A 16,746-nucleotide genomic window follows, 5' to 3' on the forward strand; every position below is an offset into this window, starting at 1 on the left:
CCCAAGATGCGAAGTAAGGCCCTGTTGCTGCCATTTAGCCTGCCGCTGCTGCTGAGCCTGGCGATGCTGCCGGCCCAAGCCCATAGCGAGCAGCCCAAGCAGGACGATTGGGAGGATGCCTGGGGTGAGCCGTGGGAGGATGACTGGGACAGCGAAGCCCCCTCCCCCTGGCAGCCGATCAGCGGTTTTGTCGAGGGGGCGCTGGGCACCCGGCTGCAGAGCGATGGCGCTGGCCTGCCCCGGCAAACCCTGGGGGAGGCCCGGGCCCGACTGGAGAGCGGCTACCGCGGTGACACCCTGCGGGGCGATCTGCGGGCGGATCTGCGCTACGACGACGTGGTGGAGGGCTGGCAGCTCGACCTGCGGGAACTCTCCGTCGGCTTTGGCCTGGGAGACAGCGTTGAGATGAAGCTGGGCCGACAGGTGCTGACCTGGGGCACCGGCGACTACCTGTTTCTAAACGATCTCTTTCCCAAGGATTGGCAGGCGTTCTTCTCCGGCCTGGACGATGAGTACCTCAAGGCGCCGGTCAACGCCATCAAGGCCAGCTACTACGGCAGCCATGCCAACCTGGACCTGACCTGGCTGCCGCGCTTCGAGGCGGACAACTACCTCAATGGCGAGCGCTTCAGCGTCTACAGCCCGGTGGTCGATGGCCCGGTAGCCCCGGGCTTTGAGGCCGACGAGCCCAGTGACGAAGCCCTGGCTGCACGCCTCTATGGCCAGCGTGGCAGCGCCGAGTGGGCGGTCTATGGCTACTGGGGCTACACCGGCTCGCCGGAGGCGGTTGATGAGCAGGGCCAGCCCAGCTTCACCCGGCTCAACGCTTACGGCGCCAGTGTGCTGATGCCACTGGGGCCTGGCCTGTGGAACCTGGAAGGGGCCTGGCACGATCTGCAGGACCAGGATGGCACTGTCGCCGGGGTACCGGCGGACAAGCTGATGCTGCTGACCGGCTACCAGATGGAGCTGGTCAGCCAATTGACCCTGGGGGTGCAGTACCAGTGGGAGCACCTGACGGATTACAGCCAGTGGCTGGCAGCCCAGCCCTACCCGGACAAGCAACCGGAGCAGGACCGCCATCTGCTGACCCTGCGGCTGGACTACCGTGCGCTGCAGGAGCGGCTAACCCTGTCGATGTTTGGCTTCTACAGCCCCACCGACCAGGACGTCTACCTGCGACCCCAGATCGGCTATCGCCACGATGACCGCTGGTCCTTCGCCGCCGGCCTCAACCTGCTGGATGGCAAACATAACCACACCTTCTTTGGCCAACTGGCGGACAACAGCAACGCCTGGCTGCGGATTCGTTACCACTACTGATGCTGACTGAGAAACCAAGGAGAACACCATGACCCTTACCCTACCCAACACCACCGAACGCGCCCTTTATCTGTTTGCCGGCCTGATGGTGATACTGTCGGTGGCACTGACCCACTGGGTCCATCCCGGCTTTATCTGGTTCACCCTCTTTATCGGGGCTAACCTTACCCAGAATGCCTTTACCGGCCTGTGCCCCGCCACCGCTGTGATGCGTAAACTGGGCCTGCGCTCAGAACGGGAGCGGGCCGAAGCGAGTCAAAGATGAGATCATGGGTTGTTGTTCTGAGCTGCCTGCTGGCCCTGCCGATCGCCGCCTCCGAGCGTGCGAAGGCGGCCTGGCAGGCCCTGTCTGACGGCGCTGTACTGATCGACGTGCGCACCCCGGAGGAGTTTGCTGATGGCCACCTGGCCGGGGCCCAAAACCTGCCCTACGACAGCATCGCCGACACCATCGACAGCCTCGGGCTCGAGCCTGGCCATCAGGTGGTGGTCTACTGCCGCAGCGGTCGCCGCTCTGGCATCGCCACCCAGGTGTTGATGGGGATGGGCTACTCAGTCACCAACGGCGGTGGCCTGGAGGAGATGCGCCAGGCACAACCTGAGCAGCCCTGAATCCAGGCCCGGCCTCAGTGGCCATTGCGGGCCTGTTGGAAGCGCTCTATCTCCGCCTCAATCTGGTGCTGCACCTGGAGCACCGCCGCCTCGCCGGCGGCGATCGCCTCTTCGGCACGCTCAAACTCCAGCGTGGCGATGTCGCCAACCCGCGGCAGGATGAGGGATTCCGGCGGATCCCCCATAAAGCGGGCACGCTTGTGGCGCTGCTCGAGGATCTCCATCGACTGGTGCATCACCGCGATCATGTTGGGTTGCTCACGACTGCCGGAGAAGCTGTCCATCACCCGCCCCAGCAGATGACGCCCCTGTACCAGGAAGTCCATAAAGCCGTTGTCGCTGCTCTGGCGGCGCTTCTGTTCCGGGCTGACCGGGGTGGCGATCTTCACCACCTCGTTGGTGTGCTGACGGCTGTCGCCGTGGAGATCCACCGCTATCACCATGTCTGCGCCGAGGGTGCGGGCCGCCGAGATCGGCACCGGGTTAACCACCGCGCCGTCCACCAGCCAGCGATCACCAATCTGCTTGGGCAGCATCAGACCCGGAATGGAGCAGGAGGCACGGACGATGTCGGTCCACTCCCCCTCGTCCAGCCAAACCTCCTGGCCGGTGTAGAGATCCGTCGCCACCGCCAGGTAAGGCAGTGTCATCTGCTCCATGCTGGTCAGGCCGATCGCCTTGCTGCCCGCCTCGAACACCTTGGTGCCCTCGATCAGGCCGCCCTTGCGCCAGGACAGGTCCATCAGCCCCATCACGTCCCAACTGGAGAAACCGGTAACCCACTCCTCCAGCGCATCCAGCTTGCCGGCGGCATAGGCACCGCCGACAAAGGCGCCGATGGAACAGCCCGCCACCACCTGGGGCTCGACCCCCATCTTTTGCAATGCCCGGAGCACACCGATGTGGGCCCACCCCTTAGCCGCACCGCTACCCAGCGCGATGCCAATCTTTACGTCTCGACTCATCGTCCCTCAACTTGCTGTGCCGGTACTAAGCCGGGCTTCAACGTCTCACCCCGCCGATGGGTTATCCAAATCGGCGGTGTTAGCAATGATATTGGTATTACATTTTGACAACACAACCCCGGCGCGGTACTTTCGCCGCCGAATCCCGCCCTTATCACAAACTAGGTTCACATCAGGATGTTCGAACTACGCAGTAACCCCCAGGCCACCGTCAAGGCGGACCTGCTCTCTGGCCTGACCGTTGCCCTTGCCCTGGTCCCCGAAGCCGTGGCTTTTGCCTTTGTCGCCGGGGTAGAACCCATGGTGGGCCTCTACGCCGCCTTTATCGTTGGCCTGATCACCGCCATCTTTGGTGGCCGCCCCGGCATGATCTCCGGCGCCACCGGCGCCCTGGCCGTGGTGATGGTCTCCCTGGTGGCCACCCATGGGGTGCAATACCTGTTTGCCACCGTGGTGCTGATGGGGATCATCCAGGTCCTCGCCGGGGTGTTTCGCCTCGGCAAATTTATCCGCCTGGTGCCCCACCCGGTGATGCTCGGCTTCGTCAACGGCCTGGCCATCGTTATCTTCCTGGCCCAGTTGGGTCAGTTCAAGGAGATGGGGCCGGAGGGTGAGCTGGTCTGGATGCAGAGCCCGGCCCTGGCCCTGATGCTGGGTCTGGTGGCCCTGACCATGGCGATCATCCATTTCCTGCCCAAGCTAACCCGGGCGATCCCCTCCTCGCTGGCCGCCATCCTGGTGGTCACCGGGCTGGTTCATGGCCTTAACCTGGATACCGCCAGCGTGGTGGATTTTGTCCGTACCATGACCGGCGATGCCAATGCCTCTTTGCAGGGTACCCTGCCCAGCTTTGCCCTGCCAGCGGTGCCGTTGTCCTGGGAAACCCTGAGGATCATCCTGCCCTACGCTCTGATCCTGGCCGCCATCGGCCTAATCGAATCACTGCTGACCCTCACCCTGGTGGATGAATTGACCCAGACCCGCGGTCAGGGCAACCGCGAGTGTGTCGGCCAGGGTGCGGCCAACGTGGTCACCGGTTTCTTCGGTGGCATGGGCGGCTGCGCCATGATTGGTCAGTCGATGATCAACATCAACTCTGGCGGCCGTTCACGCCTGTCCGGTGCCTCGGCGGCGCTGTTCCTGCTGGCCTTTATCCTGTTCGGTGCCAGCCTGATCGAGATGATTCCCATCGCTGCCCTGGTGGGGGTGATGTTCATGGTGGTACTGGGCACCTTCGAGTGGTCCAGCTTCCGCATCATGCGCAAGATCCCCATGGCCGATGCCCTGGTGATCGTGCTGGTGTCGGCGGTCACGGTGATCACCGATCTGGCCATTGCGGTGCTGGTGGGGGTGATCGTCTCCGCTCTGCGCTTCGCCTGGGACCACGCCACCCATATGACCGCCAAGACCGAGGTCGATGCCCAGGGCTGGAAGAGCTACCAGCCCCAGGGGCCACTGTTCTTTGCCTCGGTTACCAGCTTCCTCGACCTGTTTGACGCCAAGAGCGACCCTGACGACGTAGTCGTGGATTTCCGCGACTCCCGGGTGGCAGATCACTCGGCACTGGAGGCGATCGATACCCTGGCCGAGCGCTACCTGCGTGAGGGCAAGCGCCTGCACCTGCGCCACCTCAGTCCGGAGTGCCGCCAGCTGCTGGATAAGGCCGGCGACCTGGTGGAGGTCAATGTGCTGGAAGATCCCACCTATAAGGTGGCAACCGATCGGTTAGCAGGCTGACGCCTGCACAGCAAAAAGGGGAGCCATGGCTCCCCTTTTTGTGGGCTCTGCCCGAGTTAACTGTTGCTCCAGCTAACCTTCTCATTTCCCATATCACTTTTTGCTAATAGCTTTGCCGGGTTGCCGGCAGCAACCAATGGGGCTTTCCGCCCCCTTGGAACCCCCGTTGCCTCCGTTCGGTGCTGCTTCCTCGCGCCATCCTCACCGGCTAGCGGCTCAGACCAGAGTCGACCTCCCTGTCTTCGCTGGTCACTCGGGCCATCCTGGCCCTCAGCCTTGCCGACGAAGACTCTGCTCGGGCACCTCAAAGTCGGCAGAAATACCGGTGGGGCGACTTGCTCATCACGCAGAATCCAGCTTAGCGGTTACTAATTGCACCGCACTATTAGCTTCTTATTGTAACTCGAGGTTCAGTGAAGTGCCGATAAGGAGCTGCGCTCCTCAATGGCGGAGGATCACCGAGTCGCTTGGGACCCGATGACGCTCGCCGTAGATCCCCTCTTCCAGGCCATGGCCGCAGCCGATCACCATGGTGATCTCGCAGCCCGGCGCCAGCTGGAGCAAACGGGCCAGGCGCTTTGAGTCATAGCCCTCCATCGGGCAGCTGTCGATCCCCTCCGCCTGCAGGCCGGTCATCAGGGTCATCGCCGCCAGCGAGGTACTCTTATGCAGGCACACACGCAGGTCGGTCTTGCTCACCTCCCGCACCATCGGCTTGCGCAGGCCAACAAACCAGCTGAACAGCTTACGTACCCGGCCACGCAGGCCCAGGGCGTCGTTGTTGTACAGGGTCGGGATCAGCTTCTCGTAGTACTTGAAGGCGCGCTTGGCCGCCGGATGGTCCTCTCGCCCTGCGAAGTTCTCCCGTACCATGCGGGCATTGTGCTCGGCCCGGCCCTGCCAGTGTTGGGGGGTAGTGACGATCACCACCAGCTCCCGCGCCGTCGCCGCGGCGTTCTGGTTAAGGCAACAGCGGGCCACCTCGGCACGCAACTCGAGGCTGATCACCCGGTGAAACTGCCACAGCTGCATATTGGAGGAGTTGGGGGAGAGCAGGGAGAGCTCCAGTGCCCGGCCCACGGCATCATGGTCAAACGGGCGTTGCTCATCGAATTTGCGCACCGAACGGCGGCGCTGCACCAGCTCGGCAAAGGCGGCGAAGTGTTCAGACATAGTGACTTGATTCAGGGAGAAAACGGCCAGCATACCGCAGCGGTCACAGCAGATGTGAGAGTTGGGCGGCAGCTTTGCAACCGCCCACGCTTCAGATGTCGCTGAACTTAGATCTAACTTAGATGTAGTTGAACAGGGTCAGGTTGTTCACCTTGCCGAAGGTCTGGGTCACGGTGTTGAGGGCCAGGGACTGTTTCTCAAACTCGGTGATCGCCTTGGCGTAGTCCAGATCTTCCAAGGTGGACTGGGCCGAGCTGGTCACCAGCTCCATGCTCAGGTGCTGGTCTTCAAAGGTGTCTAGCGAGCGCAGGTAGTTACCGGTCTCTGCCCGTACCACCGAGGCGTGGATCTGGGTCTCAGTGATGTCGGCAATCAGTTGGGCGTACTCCGCCTGCACCACCGGGTCGCCCAGCCCCGCCGGGTCCTCCAGCATTTCAGCGGCCCGGTTCATGATGCTGAAGATATCCACTTCAGACTGCTGATCCAGTCCAACCCGGTCGCCGATGCTGGGCTCACCGGTCATCGCCACCTCCATGCCGTTGAACTGCAGCGGTTGGGAGGCATCGAATGGCTGCGGAGGCAGCAACACGGCACCGCCACCATCCACTACCTGGACATCGACGTTACCGGCGCCATCATCGAGGAACTGGATCTCAAACGGGCCGGGAACATGGGTGGCGGGATCGATGATCTTGGCCGACTCCACAAAGAACTGCTCGCCGCTCATGATGGCGTTGCTGTAGTCCGCGCGGTAGTCGCCGCTGGCATTGGGGGAGGCCATAAACAGCCGCTGACCGTTCTCGCTCACCGGCACGCTAACCCCATCGGCGATGGTAGCCCGACGACGGCCATCGTCGCCCATGTAGACCACGTCGCCATTGGCGTCCTTTACAAAGGGCACAGTGTCGGTCTGGAAGCCGGCAAACAGGTAGTTGCCGCCCTCGTCCTGGTTGTTGGCCAGGGCGATGATCGCCTCCATCTCTTCGCGGATATCCAGTGCCAATGCCGACCGGTCCGAGGCCCCCAGGGCACCGTCGTTACCCTGCAGCAGCTTGTCGCGGGTAGAGAGCAGCTGGTTCTCGTACTCCCCCAGGCGCGATTCCAGCTGGGTCAGGCGGTTATTGGCCAGGGTGATGTTGGACTTGTACTGATTGAGCTGGACGTTCTGCTGGCGCAGGTTCTCAATCATGATCGCCCCTACCGGATCGTCCTTGGCGGTATTGACCCGCTTGCCGCTGGAGATCTCCTGCAGAATCTTATTGGTGTTCGACTGCAGCCCGGTGATGTTCTGGGTGTTGAGGTTATAAAACTGGTTGGTCGACACGCGCATGGCTCAATCCTTAGCGTACGGAGTTAAACAGGGTATCGAAGGTTTCCTTGGCCACGGTCATGATCCGGGCCGAGGCCTGGTAGGCCTGCTGGAAACGCATCAGATCGGCGGCCTCCTCATCCAGGTTGACCCCGGACTCCGCCTCAACCCGGCTCTGGGCCTGGGCCTGTACCGCCGTGGCGGAGGCCACCGCGGTCTCGGCTGCCCGGGCACGACCACCCACGGTGGTGGTGATCTCCTGGTAGACGTCGGTCAGGGTCATGTCACCACTCTCCATCAGTTTGGCGCTGGCCAGGCCCGCCATCGCCACGGCGTTGTTGTTGTCGCCGGGACCAAAGCTCAGATCCAGGCTGAACTGGTCACCACTGGCGGTGGCATCATCCAGCTCAAGGACAAAGCCCAGGGCGCTGATCTGGTTGCCGGTGATGGCACCGCTGGCCACCGTGGTGCCACTGCTGTCGGTGATATTGAAGGTGCCGGCGGTGGGATCCGCCGTCACCGTCAGTACCTCACCGATGGCGGGGAAGCCCGGGTTGGCCCGGTCTACCGACTTGAGGCTGGCTTCGCCGCTGCCGCTCAAGGTCTCCAGGCCATAGCCTGCCGCGGCCAGCTCGCGGGGCTCGGTGATCTGGGTGGCCATCTTGGAGGCCGCACCCTTGGTGGGGGTGATCTGCCACTTGTCGCCCGCCTGGGCTACGCCGGTGGTGCTGAGATGGATGGAGAAGCCATCCGGGCTGATCAGCCGGTTGGCGTCGTTGGGGTCCACGGTGAGGGCCACTGAACCGCCCTCGCCGTCCACCATGCTGTAGTTGGCACCGTCGAAGCTGAGGGTATAGGTATCACCGGTGAGCGGCAGGGTATCGTCGATCATCACATCCAGCTGCATGGTGCCGCTGTTGCCCTCGAAGCGCATTGCCCGACCATCCACCAGCACCGGATCATTGATGTCGGTAAACAGGTTCTGACCGACGTCGCCGTTAAGATCGAAGCCGTTGCCCTGGGCGGTATTAAAGGCGTCTGCCATGCCCAGCGCCATCATATCGGTACGGGCAGTGGCCATTGCCAGCTCGCCCTCGCGGTAGTCAAACAGGCCCTGCAGCTGACCACCGAGGTCGTTGTTGCTGAGGATCACGGTCTGGCTGCCTATGGTGCCGGTCAAGCGGGTCTGCAGCGGATCCGGATCACCAGCGGTAGTCCCCAGCTGCATAGCGTTTTCCCCCGCCACCAGCATCACCGAGCCGCCGGCCATCAGGCTCTTCACCCCGTTTTCCTGGGGGATGATGTTGACCTGGACGAACTCGGACAACTCGGTGATCAGCCGGTCCTGCTGGTCGAGCAGTTGCAGGTCATTGCCCTGCAGCTTCTGCAGCTGTTCGTTGATGTTGGCCAGCTCTTCGGTAATGGCATTAACCCGGCTGACCACGCCGTCGATCTGGTCATTCTGCAGCACCAGCTGGTTGCGCAGCTCGGAGCTGAAGCTGACGTAGGCGCTGGCCAGCTGACCGGCACTGGTCAGCATGTTCTCCCGCACCGCCAGATCGGTGGGCATGTCGGCCAGGTTGTTGACGTTCTCAAACAGGTTGTTGAGGGAGTTGGGGATCGACTGGCCCACCACCGAAAACACCTGGTCGAGCTCCGACAGCTTGGTGTACTGGGTTTCCGCCTGGCTCAGCTCGCTGTTGGCCAGTACCAGCTCCCGCTGGGCGTACTCGTTGTAGACCCGCTTGATGTCCGCCACGTAGGTGCCGGTGCCGACGAAGTGCCCGCCCAGCAGCTGCGATTGCTGGGTCTGCTGCTCCACCACCTGACGGTTGTAGCCGTCGGTGCCAACATTGGCGATGTTGTTACTGGTGACGCCCAGTCGCTGTTGGGCGGCCAGGATGCCCGAACGGGCAATACTCATCATGTCAGCCATGGCTTACTTCCTTAACGGGTGCCCGCCTGCTTCAGCAGGTTCTGGAACACGTTCAAAATCTTGTTGGCGTAGTTGGGATCGGTGGCGTAGCCGGCCTGCTGCAGACCGTGGATAAAGCCACTGGCGTCGGTGGCCTGCAGGGCATCGGCGTAGCGCGGCTGACGCAAAAAGTCGACGTAGTCGTCGAAGCTGGCCTTGAGGTCGTCGTAGATCCGAAAGGCGCTGCGCTGCATCACCGGCAGCTGGTCTTCAAACTCCAGCGCGTTGACCATGGTGTGGTCGCCATCCCAGCGGCGGTCCGCCTTGATGTTAAACAGGTTGTGGCTGCTGTTGCCGTCCGGCGCGGTGAGGATCTTACGGCCCCAGCCGGTCTCCAGCGCCGCCTGGGCGATCAACAGCATCGGGTCCTGACCCAGCTCGGCGGCGGCCTGTTCAGCCTGGGGCAGCAGGGTCTGGACAAAGTGCTCCGGCCCCTCGAAGGCGATGTTACGCAGCGGCGCAATCGGCTGCGGCTCCGGGTTCATTGCCGCCTGCAGCGGCGGGTGCACCGGGGTGATCCCGGCTTGCTCAGGCGTTTGCTGCGTCACCGGCTCCGGCGCTTGCGCTGAAGCCGCCACCACGTTGGGGGTCAGGCTGTCGCTGCGCAGCGCGCTGGCTGGCATCAGCTGCTCGTTACCGCCCCACTGGTCAACGATCAGATCCGCCAGCCCCAGGCTGCCCTGGGAGGCCAGCTCGGTGGCCATCTGGCTGTCGTGCATCTGGCGATAGAATTGGGTGGTCTGGGAGGCGAAGGGGCTGTCGGTATCCTCAAACGCGGCGTTGGCGTCGCGCATGCTCTTGAGCATCATATTGAGGAAGATCCCCTCAAACTGCAGCGCTACCTGACGCAGGCTGGCATCGGGATCTGCCTGGGCCTGCTGACGCATCTGGTCCAGGCCGGCCATGTCCAGGTAGTGATTCTGCTTGAGGCTGTCCATCAGATGATCACCAGCTCGCCGCGCAGGGCACCGGCCTGGGACAGCGCCTCGAGGATTGCCATCAGATCGGACGGCGCCGCGCCCACCTCGTTCACCGCCCGCACCAGGTCATCCAGGTTGGTGCCGGTGTCCAGCTTGAACATGCGACCGTCGCCCTCGTTGATACCGATCTCGGAGTCCGGCACCACCACGGTGTCGCCACCGGCGAAGGGGTTAGGCTGGGACACGCCCCAGTTCTCGCTGATGGTGACGGTGAGACCGCCGTGGGTAATGGCGGTGGGCATCAGCCGTACGTCCTTACCCACTACGATGGTGCCGGTGCGGCTGTTGACGATCACCTTGGCGGACTCGTCCGCCGGCTCGACCCGCAGGTTCTCCAGGGTCGCCAGGTAGGAGACGCGCTGGGACGGGTCCCGCGGTGCCGACACCTGCACTGAGGTGGCGTCCAGGGCACGGGCGACGCCTGGGCCGAGCAGGTCATTGATGGTTTCCACCACCCGCTTGGCGGTGGAGAAATCCGGCCGGTGCAGGTTGAAGGTAAGGAAGTCGCCGTTGGCAAACGGGCTGGGCACGCTGCGCTCAACGATGGCACCGGCGGGGATGCGGCCCACTGTGGGGGTGTTGGCCAGCACCTTGGAGCCGTCGGCGCCCTCGGCGGAGAAGCCGGACACCACCAGGCTGCCCTGGGCAATGGCGTAGACCTTGCCGTCCGCCCCTTTAAGGAAGGTTTGCAGCAGGGTGCCGCCGCGCAGACTCTTGGCGCTGCCGACGGAGGAGATGGTGATATCAATCTGCTGACCGGGCTTCACAAAGGGGTGCAGCTCGGCGTGCACCGCCACCGCCGCCACGTTCTTGGTGCGGGGGCGCTGGTTGGCCGGCAGGTTGATGCCGAAGTTGGACAACATGGTGGCGAAGCTCTGCTCGGTGTAGCGGCTCTGCTCACCGGTGCCCGGCAAACCCACCACCAGGCCGTAGCCCACCAGTTGGTTGGAGCGAACCCCCTGCAGATCGGTGATGTCCTTCAGTCGCATCGCCTGGCTGCTCAGCGGCAGCAGCATCAGCAACAGGGCAGTAAACAAACGCATCATGGGTTCCCTCCTTAGAACGGCCAGAGCGGGCCAGAGAAGAAGCGGGCCAGCCAGCCGGACTTCTGCGCGTCGGCAAAGGTGCCGGTGCCGCTGTACTGGATACGGGCGTTGGCCACCCGGGTGCTGGGTACGGTGTTGTCCGGCTGGATGTCACGGGGACGGATGATGCCGGTGATGCGGATAAACTCGTCGCCATCGTTGATGGTGATCCACTTCTCGCCGCGGATCACCAGGTTGCCGTTGGTCAGCACCTGCAGCACGTTAACCGAGATCGCCCCGGCCAGGCTGTTGGACTGGTCGGCGTCGGACTCGCGCTTCATGTCGTACTGCTCGTTGTAGGACAGGTCGAGGGTTTGGCCGTTGATGGTGACGTCGCCACCCAGGCCCTGGATCGGGTCCAGCTGCATGTTGTTGCGCTTGGCGATCTCGTTGGAGGCGGACTTCTTCGCCTTGGTCTGCTCCGCCAGCATCACGGTGATCACATCCCCCACCCGGTGTGCCTTGATGTCGGAGTACAGCTCGTTGGTGTAGGCATCCTGGTAGATGGAGCCGGTGGTCACCACCTGGCTGGTGGGCAGGTCCGGGTAGACCGGTGCGTAATAGGGGTCATCCGGGATGGGCGCGTTGGGGTGAGTGCAGCCCCCCAGGGCCAACAGGCTGACTGCGAGCAGGGCGATCCGTTTCATGTTGCGTCCTTACAACTGCTGGTTCAGGTTGGCGAGCATCTGATCCACGGTGGAGATCACCTTGGAGTTCATCTCGTACACCCGCTGGCTCTCAATCATGTTCACCAGCTCCTCGGTTACGTTGACGTTGGAGGTCTCCAGCGCCCCCTGGCGGATGCTGCCCAGGCCATCCAGGCCGGGCACACCCTGGATCGGAGCACCGCTGGCACCGGTCTCCAGGTAGAGGTTCTGACCGATGGGCTCAAGGCCGGTGGGGTTGATGAAGTTGGAGATCTCAATCTGACCCACCACCTGGTTCTCCGCATCCCCCGGGACCCGCACCGACACCTCGCCCTCGGCGGAAACGGTCACGGTCTGGGTGTCCTCCGGCAGGGCGATACCGGGGTTGAGCAGGAAGCCGGCGCCCGGAGTCACCATCTCGCCCTCGTCATTGAGGGTGAACTGGCCGTTACGGGTGTAGGCGATGGTGCCGTCCGGCAGCTGGATCTCGAAGAAGCCCTCGCCCTCCACCATCAGATCCAGGCTGTTGTCGGTGGTCAGCATGTTGCCCTGGCTGTGGATGCGCTGGGTCGCCGCCACCTTGGTACCGGCACCCAGGGTCAGGCCCGCCGGCAGCTCGGTGTTCTGGGAGCTGATCCCGCCGGCCTGGTTGATGGTTTGATAGAGCAGGTCTTCAAACACCGCACGGCTTTTCTTAAAGCCCACGGTGCTGGCGTTGGCCAGGTTGTTGGAGATGGTGGCAATGTCCGTTTGCTGGGCGTCCAGGCCCGTCTTACCAATCCAAAGTGCCGGTTGCATGTGGTTCTCCTGTTACACCCGCATCAGCTGTGCGTGTGCTTTGTCATTCTCTTCTGCGGTCTTCATCATCTTGACCTGCATATCAAACTGGCGCTGGGACTCGATCATCTTCACCAGCTCGGTGGTGGGATTGACGTTGCTGCCCTCCAGCGCACCGGATTGCAGTGCCACCTCCACCGCGGGGCCATAGTCGGCGCCATCCAGGCGGCGGAACAGGCCATCTTCGCTCTTGTGCAGGGTGTTGAGCGGCGGGTTGGTCAGGCGGATCTGGCCAACCTGCTCCATCACGTCCGCCGGCGCGCCCTGGGGCTTAACCGAGATGGTTCCGTCCGGGGCGATCTCCACCCGCTCCACCGGCAGCGGCGCAAAGATGGGGCCGGCTTCACCGGTCACCGGCATCCCTTCGCCATTGACCAGCATGCCCACCTCGTCAAAGCGCAGGCGACCGTTGCGGCTCAGTGCCTCCTGGCCCTGACCGTCCAGCACCACCATCCAGCCGGCGTCCTTGATCGCCACGTCCATGCTGCGGTCGGTGACCTTGATCGGGCCCGGATCGTAGTCGGAGCTGGGACGCTCGGTCATGGCGAACACTCGGGTGGGCAAGCCCTCACCGTAGGCCTGCATGGAGCGTGCGTGCTGCATGTCCGCCTTGAAGCCGTCGGTCTTGGCGTTGGCCAGGTTGTTGGCATGCACCGCCAGTGCGTTCATGTTCTGTTTGGCACCGGAGGCGGCAAGGTAGAGGTAATTATCCAAGGGAGCGTCCTGTCCTGGGCTGTGCTTGGCAGGATAAAAGCAAAAGGTGTGCCACAACCAAAACCCCTGAATAAAAGGCGTTTTCGGACCGTTTTTTATCGATTCAGCTTCGATTCAAGGAAGCGCGCGGGGAAAGCCGTTGCCGCCCCGGCAAGGCGGCAGGCAAGGCGGCAATCTTGGGGGCACAAAAAAACCGCGGCCGATGGGCCGCGGTTTTCTAGGTGCTAGGTGCTAGGTGCTAGGTGCTAGGTGCTAGGTGCTAGGTGCTAGGTGCTAGGTGCTAGGTGCTAGGCAGCAAGCCTAGAACCCAAGCAATGACGCTCAATGCTTTTCCTTCGCTTTTCCTTCGCTTTTCCTAGCTCCTAGAAGGGCTTTGCCCGCCCCAGTACCTGCTCTTCCTCGACTTTTCCTAGAAGGGCTTTGCCCACTCTAGAACCTTGCCTCTCTCCTATTACCTGATCTGCAGAATGTTCTGGCTCAGCTGGTTGGAGACGTCCAGGGCACGGGAGTTGGCCTGGAAGTTACGCTGAGCGGTGATCAGGTCCACCAGCTCGGAGGTCAGGTCCACGTTGGAGCTCTCCAGCGCCGCAGAACGGATGCTGCCGAAGGCACCGACGTTGGCCTCGCCCACCAGCGGCTCACCGGAGGCCTGGCTCTGCTTCCAGCTGGTGTTGCCGGTCTGGCTCAACCCCTGCTCGTTGGCAAAACGGGCCATCGCTACCTTGCCCAGTGCTTCCTGGGTGCCGTTGGAGTAGGTGGCCTGGATCAAACCGTCCTCGGTCACCTCAACGTTGGTCAGGCGGCCCACGGTGGTGCCGTCCTGGTTCAGCTGGGTCACCTCAAACGGTGCCGCGTACTGGGTCGGGTTGAGGAAGTTGAGGGTCAGACGCTGGGTACCGTCGGTGCCAGGGCCGATGATGCCGGCACCGCTGCCCGGGCCACCGGTGGGGTCATCGATGCCCAGGGACTGGGTCTCGATCACCGCCGGATCCGAGCCGATGTAGCTGCCCACGTCGTCAAAGCTCATGACGAAACCGGTCTGGCCGCTGGCACCCTGGGCCGGGTGGAAGGTATCTGCCACGCCATCCCCAGTGGTGTCCTCACCCCATTGACCCGAGGTGGGGGTACCGGCGGTGGTGTCCCAGATGTCCACCGGCTGGTTATCCACGGTGGTAAACGCTACCCACTGGTTATTGCCGGACAGGGCACCGCCCTGGGGCTTCACAAAGTAGGTGGTCTGGATGTGCGGCTCACCCAGGGAGTCGTAGATGGTCACCGAGGTGGAGCTGGTGTAGGTAGAGGGATCCGCCGGGTCAAAGTTGGCCGGGTCCAGCTCCGCCTCGTGGGCCGGCAGGTTCATCGACATGTCGATGCTGCCGGTGGCCTTGGGCTGACCGGCGGTCTGCGGGATCTGCACCGGCTTGGAGGTGGACAGCGACACCGACTGGACCGAGCCATCCGGGTTCACCGGCAGCGCCATCAGGTAGTGGCCCTGGCTGTTAACGATGAAGTTGTTGTCGTTGACCCCAAAGGCACCGGCACGGGTGTAGCTGTAGTCCTGGCCACCGAACTCGGCGTTGGTGACGAAGAAGCCATTGCCGTTGATCGCCAGATCCAGCGCATTATTGGTGAAGTTCAGCGCGCCCTGGTGGAACTGCTGGGCCACCTGGGCCGTGGCCACACCGGAGCCGGTGTTGGTCTTGGCGTTGCTGAACAGCGAGTTGTTGTAGACATCGCCAAACTCCGCCCGCGACTCCTTGAAGCCGGTGGTGTTGACGTTGGCGATGTTGTTAGACGTGGTGTCCAGATCCTTCTGGGCCGCGTTCAACCCGCTCAATGAGATGTTATATGACATAGGAGCTTCCCTTATCCTTCGGCCACGGCCAGCACGTCACCCATGGTGACGCCGCCCAGACCCTTGAGGTTCAAAACGGTTTCGTAGTCGGCCCCACCCAGGGTGACGCTGGAGACATGGGCGTAGGCATACACGCTCAGCTCTTCAGTCTGGCCATTGACCATGCCGCTGGAGGCAAAGCTGTAGTTGCCCGCCGGCAGGCGGTTACCCTCGGCGTCCAGCCCGTTCCAGCTGAAGTCGACGTTGCCGCTGCCGCCATTCTCCACCGGCACCGTGGCCACCACCTGGCCATTGGCGTCCTCCACCCGCACCAGCACGCTCTGCGAGCCCGGCGGTACGCTGACCACCCCGGTGACCGGCTCACCGCCGTCCGCCAGGTAGCCACTGTTGGAGGGGATCAGTACCTTCTGACCCACCAGACCGGAAGCTTCCAGCGCCTGGTTGGAGGTCATCATGGTGTTGAGGTTCTTGATCTCGTCGTTGAGGGTGTTAATCCCATCCACGGTGGCAAAGGAGGACATCTGCGAGATCATCTGATCGTTGTCCACCGGCTTGAACGGGTCCTGCATCGACAGCTGCTGCGACAGCAACGAGAAGAAGTCCTCCTGGGTCAACGCCTGGTTGGCGTCTTTCTCCTGGACGGTCTCTTCCTGCCATTTGATGCTGTCGATGAAGCCGTTGTTAATGGTCGTCACTTAGGGCTCCTTCTTATCCTTTGCCCAGACGCAGGGTCTGCTGGGCAAGATCTTTGGCCGCGGTCGCCAGCTGCACATTGGCCTGGTAGCTGCGGGAGGCGGAGATCATATTGGCCATCTCCTCCACCACGTTGACGTTGGGCTTGTAGATGTAGCCATCGCCGTCCGCCAGCGGATGGTTGGGGCTGAACTCGCGGATCATCGGCTTGTCGCTCTCGACGATGCCGGCGATCTGCACCGGCACGCTGGCCTGGTTCTGGCTGGCCAGGTTGAGGGCGGACTCGAACACCGGCTGACGGGCCCGGTAGGTCTCGTCAGCACTGGAGGCCACGCTGTTGGCGTTGGCCATGTTGGAGGCGGTGGTGTTGAGGCGGGTCGACTGGGCGCTCATGCCGGAGCCGGCCACGTTGAAGATGTTAAACAGGCTCATGATCAGTCTCCTCGCAGTGCCTTTTTCAGGCCACCGAGGCGACCCTCCAGGAAGCCCAGGGTCATCTGGTACTCCAGTGCGTTCTGGGCAAACAGGTTGCGCTCAACCTGCAGATCCACGGTGTTGCCGTCACCGGTGTCCGGATGCATCGGCACCCGGAACTTGCTGGCCGGCTGGGGATCGATGCTGGCATCGAAGTGCTTCTCGTGACTGCGCGACAGATTAAACGACTGACGACTGACCGCACCGGCCAGGGCCTGGTCAAAGTCCAGATCCTTGGCCTTGTAGTGGGGGGTATCGGCGTTGGCGATGTTGCTACCCAGCACTTCGGCCCGCTCGGCGCGAACGCCCAGCGAGTGCTGATGAATACCCAACGCTTTGTCAAACGAGATGGCCATGGTTTGCCTCC

General features: G+C 62.9%; 17 protein-coding genes. 4 read left to right on the plus strand and 13 right to left on the minus strand.

The annotated features are described in order from the left end of the window. Positions 1-6: 6 nt before the first annotated feature. From BUC04_RS16855 to BUC04_RS16865, 3 genes are read left to right on the plus strand one after another with little or no spacing between them, the layout of a single operon-like run. A complete protein-coding gene (locus BUC04_RS16855) occupies positions 7-1,323 on the plus strand; it encodes a hypothetical protein (protein WP_067663658.1) in 1,317 nt (438 codons plus the stop codon). 28 nt (positions 1,324-1,351) lie between these two features. Continuing rightward, positions 1,352-1,588: a YgaP family membrane protein gene (locus BUC04_RS16860; RefSeq protein WP_067663661.1), complete on the plus strand. Its 237-nt coding sequence runs from the start codon at positions 1,352-1,354 to the stop codon at positions 1,586-1,588. Next, entirely contained in the window at positions 1,585-1,935 is a 351-nt protein-coding gene (locus BUC04_RS16865; RefSeq protein ID WP_067663663.1) for a rhodanese-like domain-containing protein, read from the plus strand. Before BUC04_RS16860 ends, BUC04_RS16865 begins: the two co-directional genes overlap by 4 nt. Before the next feature lie 14 nt (positions 1,936-1,949). Here BUC04_RS16865 and rssA read toward each other — a convergent pair whose 3' ends face one another. After that, entirely contained in the window at positions 1,950-2,900 is a 951-nt protein-coding gene (gene rssA, locus BUC04_RS16870) for a patatin-like phospholipase RssA (RefSeq protein ID WP_067663665.1), read from the minus strand. A 177-nt stretch (positions 2,901-3,077) separates the two neighbouring features. On the opposite strand from rssA, the gene BUC04_RS16875 reads away from it, so the two are divergent. Continuing rightward, complete coding sequence (locus tag BUC04_RS16875) at positions 3,078-4,637, plus strand: SulP family inorganic anion transporter (protein ID WP_067663667.1); 1,560 nt, start codon at positions 3,078-3,080, stop codon at positions 4,635-4,637. A gap of 441 nt (positions 4,638-5,078) precedes the next feature. Here the strand turns inward: BUC04_RS16875 and BUC04_RS16880 are convergent, their stop codons facing one another. From BUC04_RS16880 to flgB, 12 genes are all read right to left on the minus strand, one after another. Further along, positions 5,079-5,810, minus strand: coding sequence for a nitroreductase family protein (locus BUC04_RS16880; RefSeq protein ID WP_067663669.1), 732 nt, complete (start codon positions 5,808-5,810; stop codon positions 5,079-5,081). Between the two features lie 118 nt (positions 5,811-5,928). Further along, a complete protein-coding gene (flgL, locus tag BUC04_RS16885; RefSeq protein ID WP_067663672.1) occupies positions 5,929-7,140 on the minus strand; it encodes a flagellar hook-associated protein FlgL in 1,212 nt (403 codons plus the stop codon). A 10-nt stretch (positions 7,141-7,150) separates the two neighbouring features. Then, a complete protein-coding gene (flgK, locus tag BUC04_RS16890) occupies positions 7,151-9,055 on the minus strand; it encodes a flagellar hook-associated protein FlgK (RefSeq protein ID WP_067663676.1) in 1,905 nt (634 codons plus the stop codon). Between the two features lie 11 nt (positions 9,056-9,066). Further along, the gene (flgJ, locus tag BUC04_RS16895; protein WP_067663679.1) at positions 9,067-10,032 is read right to left on the minus strand and encodes a flagellar assembly peptidoglycan hydrolase FlgJ; all 966 of its coding nucleotides are present in this window, start codon (positions 10,030-10,032) and stop codon (positions 9,067-9,069) included. Then, positions 10,032-11,120, minus strand: coding sequence for a flagellar basal body P-ring protein FlgI (locus tag BUC04_RS16900; RefSeq protein WP_067663682.1), 1,089 nt, complete (start codon positions 11,118-11,120; stop codon positions 10,032-10,034). The genes flgJ and BUC04_RS16900 overlap by 1 nt, the downstream gene beginning before the upstream one ends. Positions 11,121-11,131: 11 nt before the next feature. Next, entirely contained in the window at positions 11,132-11,806 is a 675-nt protein-coding gene (flgH, locus tag BUC04_RS16905) for a flagellar basal body L-ring protein FlgH (protein ID WP_067663685.1), read from the minus strand. A 9-nt stretch (positions 11,807-11,815) separates the two neighbouring features. Further along, entirely contained in the window at positions 11,816-12,604 is a 789-nt protein-coding gene (gene flgG / locus BUC04_RS16910) for a flagellar basal-body rod protein FlgG (RefSeq protein ID WP_067663687.1), read from the minus strand. A 12-nt stretch (positions 12,605-12,616) separates the two neighbouring features. After that, on the minus strand, positions 12,617-13,357 hold the full coding sequence (locus tag BUC04_RS16915; protein WP_067663690.1) for a flagellar basal body rod protein FlgF: 741 nt from the start codon (positions 13,355-13,357) through the stop codon (positions 12,617-12,619). Positions 13,358-13,808: 451 nt separating this feature from the next. Next, a complete protein-coding gene (gene flgE, locus BUC04_RS16920) occupies positions 13,809-15,212 on the minus strand; it encodes a flagellar hook protein FlgE (protein WP_067663704.1) in 1,404 nt (467 codons plus the stop codon). 11 nt (positions 15,213-15,223) lie between these two features. Further along, positions 15,224-15,907 (minus strand): flagellar hook assembly protein FlgD, encoded by a 684-nt coding sequence (locus BUC04_RS16925; protein ID WP_067663707.1) that lies wholly within the window; start codon positions 15,905-15,907, stop codon positions 15,224-15,226. A 13-nt stretch (positions 15,908-15,920) separates the two neighbouring features. Beyond that, positions 15,921-16,337 (minus strand): flagellar basal body rod protein FlgC, encoded by a 417-nt coding sequence (gene flgC / locus BUC04_RS16930; protein WP_067663710.1) that lies wholly within the window; start codon positions 16,335-16,337, stop codon positions 15,921-15,923. Between the two features lie 2 nt (positions 16,338-16,339). Beyond that, positions 16,340-16,735 carry a flagellar basal body rod protein FlgB gene (flgB, locus tag BUC04_RS16935; RefSeq protein WP_067663712.1) on the minus strand — a complete coding sequence of 132 codons (396 nt, stop codon included), beginning with the start codon at positions 16,733-16,735 and terminating at the stop codon, positions 16,340-16,342. Positions 16,736-16,746 lie beyond the last annotated feature (11 nt).

It is taken from the genome of Ferrimonas marina (genome assembly GCF_900129905.1).
GTDB classification, from domain to species: domain Bacteria; phylum Pseudomonadota; class Gammaproteobacteria; order Enterobacterales; family Shewanellaceae; genus Ferrimonas; species Ferrimonas marina.

Coding starts and splice junctions, on each gene's coding strand:
- flgG (WP_067663687.1), bottom strand. CDS start 12,604: ATGCAACCGGCACTTTGGATTGGTAAGACGGGCCTGGACGCCCAGCAA.
- BUC04_RS16855 (WP_067663658.1), top strand. CDS start 7: ATGCGAAGTAAGGCCCTGTTGCTGCCATTTAGCCTGCCGCTGCTGCTG.
- BUC04_RS16865 (WP_067663663.1), top strand. CDS start 1,585: ATGAGATCATGGGTTGTTGTTCTGAGCTGCCTGCTGGCCCTGCCGATC.
- rssA (WP_067663665.1), bottom strand. CDS start 2,900: ATGAGTCGAGACGTAAAGATTGGCATCGCGCTGGGTAGCGGTGCGGCT.
- flgL (WP_067663672.1), bottom strand. CDS start 7,140: ATGCGCGTGTCGACCAACCAGTTTTATAACCTCAACACCCAGAACATC.
- flgC (WP_067663710.1), bottom strand. CDS start 16,337: ATGAGCCTGTTTAACATCTTCAACGTGGCCGGCTCCGGCATGAGCGCC.
- flgJ (WP_067663679.1), bottom strand. CDS start 10,032: ATGGACAGCCTCAAGCAGAATCACTACCTGGACATGGCCGGCCTGGAC.
- flgH (WP_067663685.1), bottom strand. CDS start 11,806: ATGAAACGGATCGCCCTGCTCGCAGTCAGCCTGTTGGCCCTGGGGGGC.
- BUC04_RS16880 (WP_067663669.1), bottom strand. CDS start 5,810: ATGTCTGAACACTTCGCCGCCTTTGCCGAGCTGGTGCAGCGCCGCCGT.
- flgE (WP_067663704.1), bottom strand. CDS start 15,212: ATGTCATATAACATCTCATTGAGCGGGTTGAACGCGGCCCAGAAGGAT.
- BUC04_RS16900 (WP_067663682.1), bottom strand. CDS start 11,120: ATGATGCGTTTGTTTACTGCCCTGTTGCTGATGCTGCTGCCGCTGAGC.
- BUC04_RS16875 (WP_067663667.1), top strand. CDS start 3,078: ATGTTCGAACTACGCAGTAACCCCCAGGCCACCGTCAAGGCGGACCTG.
- flgB (WP_067663712.1), bottom strand. CDS start 16,735: ATGGCCATCTCGTTTGACAAAGCGTTGGGTATTCATCAGCACTCGCTG.
- BUC04_RS16860 (WP_067663661.1), top strand. CDS start 1,352: ATGACCCTTACCCTACCCAACACCACCGAACGCGCCCTTTATCTGTTT.
- flgK (WP_067663676.1), bottom strand. CDS start 9,055: ATGGCTGACATGATGAGTATTGCCCGTTCGGGCATCCTGGCCGCCCAA.